Genomic DNA, 10,087 nt, shown 5'->3' on the forward strand with positions numbered 1-10,087 from the left:
TCTTATGAAATATACAGCATTAACCATCGCAGCAAGTGATACTTCCGGTGGTGCCGGAATCCAAAGAGATCTGAAATCTTTTCACGACAATGGAATTTGGGGACTTTCCGTTATCACCGGAATAACTGCCCAATCATTTGAAAGAGTATTTTACTCAAATCCCCTATCTACTACTGAGGTGGAGATTCAGCTGAAAACTGTTTTCGATAATTTTAAAATTGACGCAACAAAAATCGGGGTAATCTACAATCGGAAAATAATGGAATTGATCTCACATTATTTGCAGAAATATTCGCAAAAAAATGTAATTATCGATCCAATCATCTCTGCGAGTGACTCAACTAAGTTCTTGCTTAAAAAAGATGAGGAATTTTTCAAAGAGAAATTTCTTGCAAATGCAGACCTTCTCACCCCAAACATTCCGGAAGCAGAATTGCTTTCACAAAAAATTATTACAACCGAAAATGAGATTAAAGCTGCCGGAAAATTCTTATCTGAAAAATATAATTGCTATGTTTTAATGAAGGGCGGGCATTTTATAAATAAAAAAACGGATAAGATCGTTGATTTTCTTATCGGAAAAAATGTCGAAAAGGAATTCACATCTCCGAAAAAAAAGTTAGTAAAATCTCATGGAACCGGCTGCTTGCTATCTTCGGCAATTGCTGCAAATCTGGCAAAGGGGATGGATATATCTGCCGCTGTATTATTAGCAAAAAAATATTTTTATACACAAGTTTAGGATTTTATACGAATTCGCAAGAAATGTAAAATCGCAGATTGTTGTAATTTTTCTCCCCTTGTTTCTATATTTCCCATTCCCAATCAAGATTATTGTATTCATTCACGGAAAAATCCTGATGCTTTTCCCAGTCTCCCGCTCTATCATTTCCAACGTTATCCCATCCAAAGTAATTCCATCGTCATTAAACATATTCTTCGGTAAAAAAATCAAATCACCGCACTGATTTTTTTTTATTGCTCCAATCACATCTCCCGCAGAAAGTAATCCTGAAACAGTAACATTTTTTCCCAAATAATCATTTTCTACGGGGAGGACATTGATGCTTAAATCTCTCGTTTTCGCAAAAATAGTTGCTAATTTTTTCATAACCGGATAGATTAATTTGGCAGTGCAAATTGTGATGGTGTTAACATTTTCAGGAATTTTTACTTCATCTGCAAAATATTCCCAATTATCAAGAAGCTGCCTTGTCATCCCAATTCCGTTTTCAAGTTGCGGAAAATCATCGTAATATTGTGCTGACGGAACTTGCTGTTCTGCGATGAGAAAAAATTCGTCTGCAAGTGTAATTATCCCTTTCCCGTATTTTTTTTCACAATCTTTTCGCCACTGATCTGTTTTACCAATTATTTCTTTTGCTTGATTTTTTGAAAGCTTTTTTAAGGGAGTTAACTCTTTCCGAAATTTTGTAAGTCCCACCGGAACAATTGCAACCGATTGCACAGCCGGAAAAAGTGAGGTAAGGTCAAATACAGTTTTCTCCAAAAATTTTCCATCATTCCACTCAGGTACAAGCACAATTTGAGTATGCATTTTGATTTTGTTTTCCCCAAAAAATTTCAATTTATCCAAAATGCTAACATTCTTTCTGTAACGCATCATTTTTTTTCGCACCGTATCGTCAGTGGAATGCACGGAAATATATAAAGGGGAAAGCTGCTGCTCTACAATTCGGGTAAAATCCGCTTCCTGCATATTTGTCAAAGTGATAAAATTTCCATGCAAAAAAGAAAGACGAAAATCATCATCCTTTACTTTTAAAGATTTGCGGGAATCCGGATGCATCTGATCTACAAAACAAAAAACGCAATTGCAAACACAATTGCGATACTTTATCGGATAAAAGGTGAGTCCGAGATCTTGATAATATTCCTTTTCCATAAAAAAAGCGAGAAGTTCATCATTTTTGCGGAAAACCAATTCCAACTTTTCATCCGCCTGATGGAATTTGTAATCAATAATATCGCTTATTTCATGCTCATTAATTTCGAGCAAAAAATCACCGGAACGGATTCCTGCTTCATATAATTCAGAAGTTTTTTCTACAGATCTAATTTTTAGGGACATGCTTTTGTATAACAGAAAAGGCGGGAAAATTTCCCGCCTATAATATTCTGCTTCAATATTCGATAATTAGAGTCTGTCCGTAAAGTGAAATCTTGAGTTAATCCGCCGGCTGGCGGATTGACTTATGTTTTCCTAACTCACAAACATAACGTAAACTAACTTAATAGACAACTTTTAATTCGGCACGGAATGGTCCGTGCCGACTCTTCAAGCGGAATGATCCGTCACGTCTCGAAAAGGCTACTTTACGGATGGACACTTATTAGAATTGATATTCGGCAATTAGGACTTTTTGAGCTGCGGTAATACCAGCACCTGTTTCAAAATCCCAGCCGAGATCCTTAAGCACCATTTCGAGAGCAGAGATCATAATGATAATATCAAAGCACTCAATATAACCCATGTGAGCGATTCGGAATATTTTACCTTTCAAGCGGGATTGTCCACCTGCAATTGTAAATCCGTATTTAGTACGAAGCTGCTTAACAAGTAGCAATCCATCAACGGAGTCCGGAATTTTGCAGGCAGTTTCCACATCGCAGGGAGAATCAGACAATAACTCTAAACCAAGTGCTTTAACAGCTGCTTGAGTAGCTTTTGCCAAAACTTTGTAGCGTTTGAAGAGATTTTCTATGCCAAGTTCTTCGATTCTTTCGATAGCTTTTAAAAGCCCTTTAACATGCAAAACAGAACCGGTAAACGGATCTGTGTTTGAGCCCATTAATTTTTTCTTGTATGTCAACCAGTCGAAATAAAAATGAGGTTGTTCATTCTTTTCGATAACTTTCCATGCTTTCTCATTTACAGCTGCATAAGCGTGACCAGGAGGAAGCATCAAACCTTTTTGTGAACCGGCAACAGCAATATCCACATTCCATTTATCCATATAGAATTCTTGCCCACCAAGTCCGGAAATAGCATCCACAACGAGAAGGGCATCTGTTTTGCTGACGATTTCGCCGAGCTCTTTAATCGGCATAACTACGCCGGAGGATGTTTCGGTTAATTGAGTGTAAACAGCTTTGATATCGGGATTTTCTTCGAGTGCTTTTTTGACTTGTTCCGGTGTTACCGCACTGCCCCAAACAAGATCTATAACGATTGCTTCTGCCTGGAATTTTTCGATAAGCTCTTGCCATCTTTCACCGAATTTTCCACTTAGAATTACAAGTGCTTTATCCCCTTTATTGAGGACATTTGCTACTGCACCTTCCATTGCTCCGGTACCACTTGAGGAAAAAATCAGAATATCTTTTTCCGTTTGAAAAATATATTGCAAACCTTTCAAAGCTTTTCCGACTTTTTCTTTAAATTCGGGAGTACGATGGTGAACCATCGGCTCTGCCATTGTTAGTAATATTTCTTCAGGAACCGGTGTGGGTCCTGGTGCCATCAGGTATTTTTTCATTTTCACTCCTTCTAATGTATTTGATTTATTTACTAAACTGTTTAATTATTTCAGTTATCCATTCGGTACCTTTTTCAAGGTCTTCAATTTTTATGAATTCATCCTTTGAATGAACAGAATGCATCCCTGTACCGAGAATTGGGGCACAAATTCCATTTCCGAACAAGACATTTGCGTCGCTTCCGCCTCCACTTGATGTAATTTGAGACTCTAAACCGATTGCTACAGCTGCATCTTTGGAAATTTTTATTGCTTTCCCATTTGAATCTATTTTTAAAAATGGAAAATCGTTTTGAATTTCTTCTTTTATACTTGCTCTAACGACAGTTTCATTTAATTTTACTGAATATTTCTCTGCTACTTTTTGAAAAACTGCAATGATTTCATTTGTAATCTTTTCCAATTTTTTTGGATCATGGCTGCGAACCTCACCTTCCACAATAACTTCTCCAGGGATGACGTTATGAGCCTGTCCCCCAGATATTATGCCGATATTTGCTGTAGTCTCTGCATCAATTCTTCCTTGATGAATCTTTGAAATAGCTTCGCTTGCCACTTGAATAGCATTGATTCCCTTTTCAGGTGAACCTCCTGCATGAGCTTCTTTTCCATAAATAGTAACTTGCCAGGTATTCAAGGCTGGAGCATTTACGATTATTGAACCGATTTCACCGCCGTCCAAAGCGTAACCTATCTTTGAGTTTAGATGAAAATAGTCAAGATGTTTTGCCCCGAGTAACCCGATCTCTTCGCAAATCGTAAATACAACCTCAAGAGGTGCGTAATCAAATTTCTCAATCTGTAATCTTCTGATTGCTTCAACTATCATAACTATTCCCGATTTATCGTCTGCACCAAGTATTGTGGAACCATCGCTGTAAAGAACACCATCTTTTATAATTGGTTTAACATTTTTACCCGGTTTTACAGTATCCATGTGCGCAAAAAGCGAAAGGGGTTCTTTTCCAATTTTTCCGGGAAATTTTGCAATCAAATTACCAACGTTACTATTAACGTTTTTTCCGGCATTATCTATGATGACTTTTGCTCCCATTTCTTCCAAATCGTTTTTCAAAAACATTGCAATTTCAGCTTCATTTTGTGATTCGCTATCAATTTTTACAAGCGAGACAAAATAGTCTACGAGTCTTCTATCCATGTAATCTCCTTATCAAAATATGAATAATCTGGATTGAGTTCTTTATCTAATTTTTTTTTTACAAATTTTCATACCCATTACACCTTGTCAATTAAATTGTTATTTTTGTTGACAAGGTAATCTCGACTCATCAGCAATCAGACAATATGAATATCTATAAAAGTGAAATCAAGAATAAATTCGGAGAGTTTACTATTTTTTTTGAAGCCAAAACAGACGTTTTACTTTACTGTAGCTTTTCCGAAAACACTTTGAGATGGTTAAACCGATTTTATCCTGATTCAAATTTGATCGAATCAAATCAAAATCCGATAATCACCCAATTTCAGGAATATTTTCACGCTGAAAGGAAACATTTCCAATTACCCTATCGGTTATCCGGATCTGATTTTCAGAGAAATGTTTGGAAGTTCGCTTCAGAAATTGAATATGGTAAAACCAAAACATATCAAGAAATTGCTGAGATGTTAGGCAAACCTTTGGCAGCCCGCGCTGTGGGAAACGCTCTCGGTAAAAACCATCTTTTGCTCGTTATCCCTTGCCATCGAGTAGTCAGAAAGGATGGAAATATTGGGGGATTCAGCGGCGGAAAAAAAATTAAGGAGCGGTTACTTTATCACGAAAATAAAAATTCATAAAATAGGATGAAAAAATGAATCGTAGAAAAACAAGGATTATAAATGTTGGTGATGTTGCAATTGGTGGTGATTCCCCTATTTCTGTTCAGTCCATGACAAACACAGATACGAAAAATATTCCCGAAACAGTTAAGCAAATTCGCGAACTAACAAATGCCGGATGTGATATAATTCGCATCGCTGTGCCGGATATGGAAGCTGCCGAGGCTTTTCCGGCAATTATTCAGCAGACCGATATCCCCATCATTGCAGATATTCACTTTGATTATAAATTAGCTATCAAATCAATAGAAAACGGAGCAAGTGCCATTCGGATCAATCCCGGAAATATCGGCAGCAAAGAGCGGGTTTCAAAAGTAATTCGGGCAGCAAAAAAAGCAGGAGTTTCCATCAGAATCGGGGTTAATTCCGGCTCGCTCGAAAAAGATATAAAACAAAAATATGGAGTTTCTGCGGAAGCTCTAACAAAAAGCGCTATGCGTCATATTGAATTCTTTGAGGAAAACGATTTTGTTAATATAAAAATTTCCTTAAAATCTTCATCCGTTCCGATGACTATTGAAAGTTATCAAAAAATGGCACAACTGGTAAATTACCCATTTCATCTTGGAATAACCGAAGCCGGAACAAAGTTTTCGGGGACGATAAAATCCTCAATCGGAATCGGAGCATTGCTCGCTCAGGGAATCGGTGATACTATTCGCGTTTCTCTAACAGACAATCCCATTGAAGAAATCAAAGTGGGGATCGAAATTTTAAAAGCTCTGGGACTCCGAAAAGGGGTGGATTTCATTTCTTGCCCAACTTGTGGCAGAACACAAATCAATATCATTGAGATTGCTCAAAAAATCGAAACAGAAATTTCTAAACTCGGAATAAATCAAGATATTACGATTGCAATTATGGGCTGTATTGTTAATGGACCGGGAGAAGCAAAAGAAGCAGACATCGGGATAGCCGGCGGAAACGGCAAGGCTGTTTTATTCAAAAAAGGTGAAGTCATCCGTTCGATACCTGAAAAAGATATTGTTTCGGAATTAGTTTGGGAAATAAAAAAAATGGTTGAATAAAGACCAATTGCAACCGACAAACATGAACAATAAAAATAAATTAGCAACGGACAAAACCAACAAAACGAACTTTTAGTTTAGCAACGAATCCATAATAGCTTCATTTGAAATTTGAAATTTGAAATTTGAAATTGCAACATCTCATTCTGAACTTCATCCGCCAGCCGGCAGAGATTTATCTCAGATGGAAAAACACGAATAAGAAAAATAAATAATCGCCGGTTGAAGAATATTAATCTTTAATTCTTTGACACAGGAAACACACTTTTTACATGTTGTAACTATTCAAACGAAATATTTCCCGAAAATGGAGTTTTAAGTTCAATGAGAAAAATTTTTATTCTATTTTGCATAACGCTATTTGCAACCAGCACTTTTGCAAGCACTTTTATTCGCGAATTTTCTTTCGAACCAAGTGGGCAAATCCGCAAAGTTCAAGCAAGAGAAGAAACGATTGTAAGTATAAAAGGGGAAATAATTGATGACCTGTTTGCTTCTGCAAAGAATTCCTACTTAAGCGGAAAATACAAACCTGAAAGCACACTTACATCCGAACAAACAAAAAAACTCTATCCCCTAATTACTCTTACAAAATATTACAAAGAACGTTGGGATGGAAATTCGTATTATATGAAAGCAGAATTTGATGTAGATGAAGGAAAAGTATTACGTTATTTTAAAAATATGGACAGAGATTCTGTTGAGGATAAACCCATTTCAATAAAATCAAAAGAAGAGGAAATAAAAAATAAATCCTCCCAAGAAGAAAAAGAAAATCCTCAGATTGAATTCAAAATAAAATCAGACATCGAACCTTTGAAAAATGATAAAACAGAAGAAATTCTGGAAATTAAAGACGAAAAAAAAATAATCATTCCTAAAAAGACAGAAGATTATTCTTCCGGTTTACAAACGGTAAATTATTCGCAAGCTGAAAATCACTTTCTCTTTGATGAAGCGTTAGCTGCTCAAACTTCAGGAGATCTGGAAAAGGCAAAAAAAAAATATCGCGAGATTATTGAAATTGAGCCCGATAATGCGGAAGCATATAATAATCTCGGCATTATCTTGAGTAGAACCGGAGATTTCGAGAATGCTTTTAAATCTTTCGACAAAGCAATAGAATTAAATCCCGACTGTGCTGAAACCTACAACAATCTTGGCAATGCGTATGAACATAACTTTGAAAATGAAAAAGCGATTGGGTGGTTCAAAAAAGCGATTAAGATTGATGAAAATTATACTGACGCTTATTACAATTTGGGAAGAACTTATGCAGAATTGCAAGAATTTGACAAAGCAGAAGAAACTTACCGAAAAGCCATCAAGATAGATAAAAATTATGCTTTTTCCTATTATGGACTTGGGAATTTATTTGGAAAACAAAGAGATTTTAATAAAGCGATTGAATGGTATCAAAAAGCCATTGAAGTCAATCCTGAATTTCCTGATGCTTATTATAAATTGGGTATCACTTTCGGCTTAAAAGGTGATTTTGAAAACGGGATGAAAAATATTGATATTGCTGACAGCCTTGGATATGACGAAAACGCCCCTCGCATAAATGTTTCGCATCTCGCTAAATCCACAGACAATGAATCTGATTTGCAGGATGAGGAAGAAAGTGAAATATCTGCAACTCCGAAAACATCAAAGAAAAAAACTGAATCTACCCCTAAACTTTCTAAGAAAATCGATAAAAAAAATGATAAACAAATTAATACTGAAAATTTGGAAAAGAAATCTGCAAAATCCAATGAATTCAAAACAAAAAAAAGCAAAGCGATTTCTCCTGAAGAAATTCCGGAAATTCAACTTACAAAAATTATTACAAAGAAAACTCCCGAATCAATTCTGCCAACTGAAACAGATAAAATAGGAACAGATGATACGGAAATTATTGCTCCCCAAAAACTTAATAATGCAAAAGCGGCGGAAATTTCTGAGGACGAATTCGAGAAACCATTGGAAACCGAAGAACTTTATGCAGCTTTTGATGACTTATTAAAAACAAAGCAGGAAGAAAAAGCAAATGCTGATTTTGTCCAAGAAACTTCAGATGATCAACCTCCGGAAGCACTATTGCAGACTGTAAAAAACGTGAATAAAGAGGTGAGTAAAGACAACGATTTTTCATTTCTTTTGGCAGAGCAGGAAGAGGAAAACGAGCCGGAATATGCAAACATTCGAGAAGCAATTGCAGACTTTTTTCAAAAAGCCTCGAAGGCTTATATCAATGGGGATTTTGCGAAGTCAATTGATTATTACGGAGGAGTAATCGAACTCGATCGCAAAAATTCTTCTGCATATTACAGCATCGGAACAACTTATGCCCGCATGCAAAATTATTCCCCTGCAATTGACAATCTAAAAAAAGCAATCAAGTATGACCCTGAATTTGCGAAAGCATACGACAATCTCGGATTTGTTTATTTCAAAATGGCTGAATACAACAATGCGATTGTTTATCTGCAAAAAGCGGTTGAAATAGATTCGTCATTAGCAAATGCATTTTGCAATCTCGGTGATGCGTATTACAAGCTAAATGAGCATCAGAAAAAAATTGAATATTACAAAAAAGCCGCCCAATTGGGAGATAAAAAAGCTCAAAAATTTCTAAAAAATATTGGTTTTTCTTGGGAGTAGTATTGCGGGATTTGTTTTACTTTCTCATATACTGGTCGAGATGTTCTCGTAATAAGTAGAGATATTTGAATTTATCTATTTTTTTTATTTGAATCCCTAATTTTTTTGCAGTTGGTTGAAAAATTTCAACTATTTCTTCTTGAGTTACCATCAAAGTTTTTGGAATTACATTTTCCCTTTCAATAAATTCGATAAAGTTTCTAAAAACATTTTTTTGGTAATCTTCATGCTCAAACGTGTCGGAAAATAACCCCAGTCCTTCATTTCGTTCAACGCCAAGAAACATATACGGAAAATATGGTCTTTGCTTTTTATTATCTTGAATGGGTGCAGGTAAAAAGAAGATGGATATTTCCCATACTTGAGAAGTTCTTTGCGCACTATTTTGGATGCGATGGAGACTAATGTCATCAATCTCGAATCTTTTTATTTTTTTCTTTTTCAATGGTTTTGGCTCTCGCCATTCGCTTTTCCAAACAATCTTTTTCCCTTTTTTTTCAGGAACTCGGACGTAATAGGCATTTTTGTGGGATGAGTAAAGTAAAGCCGGATCTTGCTTTATTAATTCTGCTACGATGAAACCTTGTTCTAAAGCGTGGGTAAGATTTATTACTTGTTCTCTAGTGATAAACCATGGGAAAAAACCGGGAGTATAATTCCTAAAATATATCCATTGATTTTTACCTCGAAAACTTAAACCCAATTTTTTGATCAATTTGTAATCTCTTGGGTGTAAATCATTTCGGTTGAGGAAAGAAGCCATAATACAATTTTGAAAATGAATAGCATCCAATTCATTCTGGTTTATATCATTCATTTTTTGAAGCCCTTCTAATCCTTCTGTACCCAAATTTGCTGAAAATCCAAAATACTGTCCGATATTTCCTAAAACAATGCAATAATTTATCATGCCGTTTTCCGGATTTTGAACTCCAAAAATCATGTCATCTCGCATCCACTCCCAACTCTTTTGGTCTCTAAAGCGGATGGCAACCTCAAATAATGCTTTCCATTCTTCTATAGTAATTTGTTCATTTTCCATGATGTTTTTTCCTTTCATATTTTAATTAGAGT

General features: G+C 35.8%; 8 protein-coding genes. 4 read left to right on the forward strand and 4 right to left on the reverse strand.

Annotation, left to right across the window (positions count from 1 at the left end):
* The coding region (gene thiD / locus U9P79_07515; protein ID MEA2104470.1) for a bifunctional hydroxymethylpyrimidine kinase/phosphomethylpyrimidine kinase at window positions 1-742 on the forward strand (742 nt) is incomplete at its 5' end.
* A 102-nt stretch (window positions 743-844) separates the two neighbouring features.
* On the opposite strand, the gene U9P79_07520 is transcribed toward thiD, so the two are convergent.
* The 3 genes from U9P79_07520 to U9P79_07530 form a co-directional block, all read right to left on the reverse strand.
* Window positions 845-2,092, reverse strand: coding sequence for a DUF512 domain-containing protein (locus tag U9P79_07520; protein MEA2104471.1), 1,248 nt, complete (start codon window positions 2,090-2,092; stop codon window positions 845-847).
* A 262-nt stretch (window positions 2,093-2,354) separates the two neighbouring features.
* Window positions 2,355-3,500, reverse strand: a complete 1,146-nt coding sequence (locus tag U9P79_07525) for an alanine--glyoxylate aminotransferase family protein (protein MEA2104472.1) — start codon at window positions 3,498-3,500, stop codon at window positions 2,355-2,357.
* Between the two features lie 25 nt (window positions 3,501-3,525).
* The gene (locus U9P79_07530) at window positions 3,526-4,659 is read right to left on the reverse strand and encodes a M20/M25/M40 family metallo-hydrolase (protein MEA2104473.1); all 1,134 of its coding nucleotides are present in this window, start codon (window positions 4,657-4,659) and stop codon (window positions 3,526-3,528) included.
* Window positions 4,660-4,805: 146 nt separating this feature from the next.
* On the opposite strand from U9P79_07530, the gene U9P79_07535 reads away from it, so the two are divergent.
* The 3 genes from U9P79_07535 (at window position 4,806) to U9P79_07545 (ending at window position 9,013) form a co-directional block, all read left to right on the forward strand.
* Window positions 4,806-5,297, forward strand: a complete 492-nt coding sequence (locus U9P79_07535; protein MEA2104474.1) for a methylated-DNA--[protein]-cysteine S-methyltransferase — start codon at window positions 4,806-4,808, stop codon at window positions 5,295-5,297.
* A gap of 14 nt (window positions 5,298-5,311) precedes the next feature.
* On the forward strand, window positions 5,312-6,367 hold the full coding sequence (gene ispG / locus U9P79_07540) for a flavodoxin-dependent (E)-4-hydroxy-3-methylbut-2-enyl-diphosphate synthase (GenBank protein MEA2104475.1): 1,056 nt from the start codon (window positions 5,312-5,314) through the stop codon (window positions 6,365-6,367).
* A 324-nt stretch (window positions 6,368-6,691) separates the two neighbouring features.
* Entirely contained in the window at window positions 6,692-9,013 is a 2,322-nt protein-coding gene (locus U9P79_07545) for a tetratricopeptide repeat protein (GenBank protein MEA2104476.1), read from the forward strand.
* A 16-nt stretch (window positions 9,014-9,029) separates the two neighbouring features.
* On the opposite strand, the gene U9P79_07550 is transcribed toward U9P79_07545, so the two are convergent.
* Complete coding sequence (locus tag U9P79_07550) at window positions 9,030-10,055, reverse strand: hypothetical protein (GenBank protein ID MEA2104477.1); 1,026 nt, start codon at window positions 10,053-10,055, stop codon at window positions 9,030-9,032.
* Window positions 10,056-10,087: the final 32 nt, after the last annotated feature.

This window comes from Candidatus Cloacimonadota bacterium (assembly GCA_034661015.1).
Classification (GTDB): Bacteria; Cloacimonadota; Cloacimonadia; order JGIOTU-2; family JGIOTU-2; genus JAYEKN01.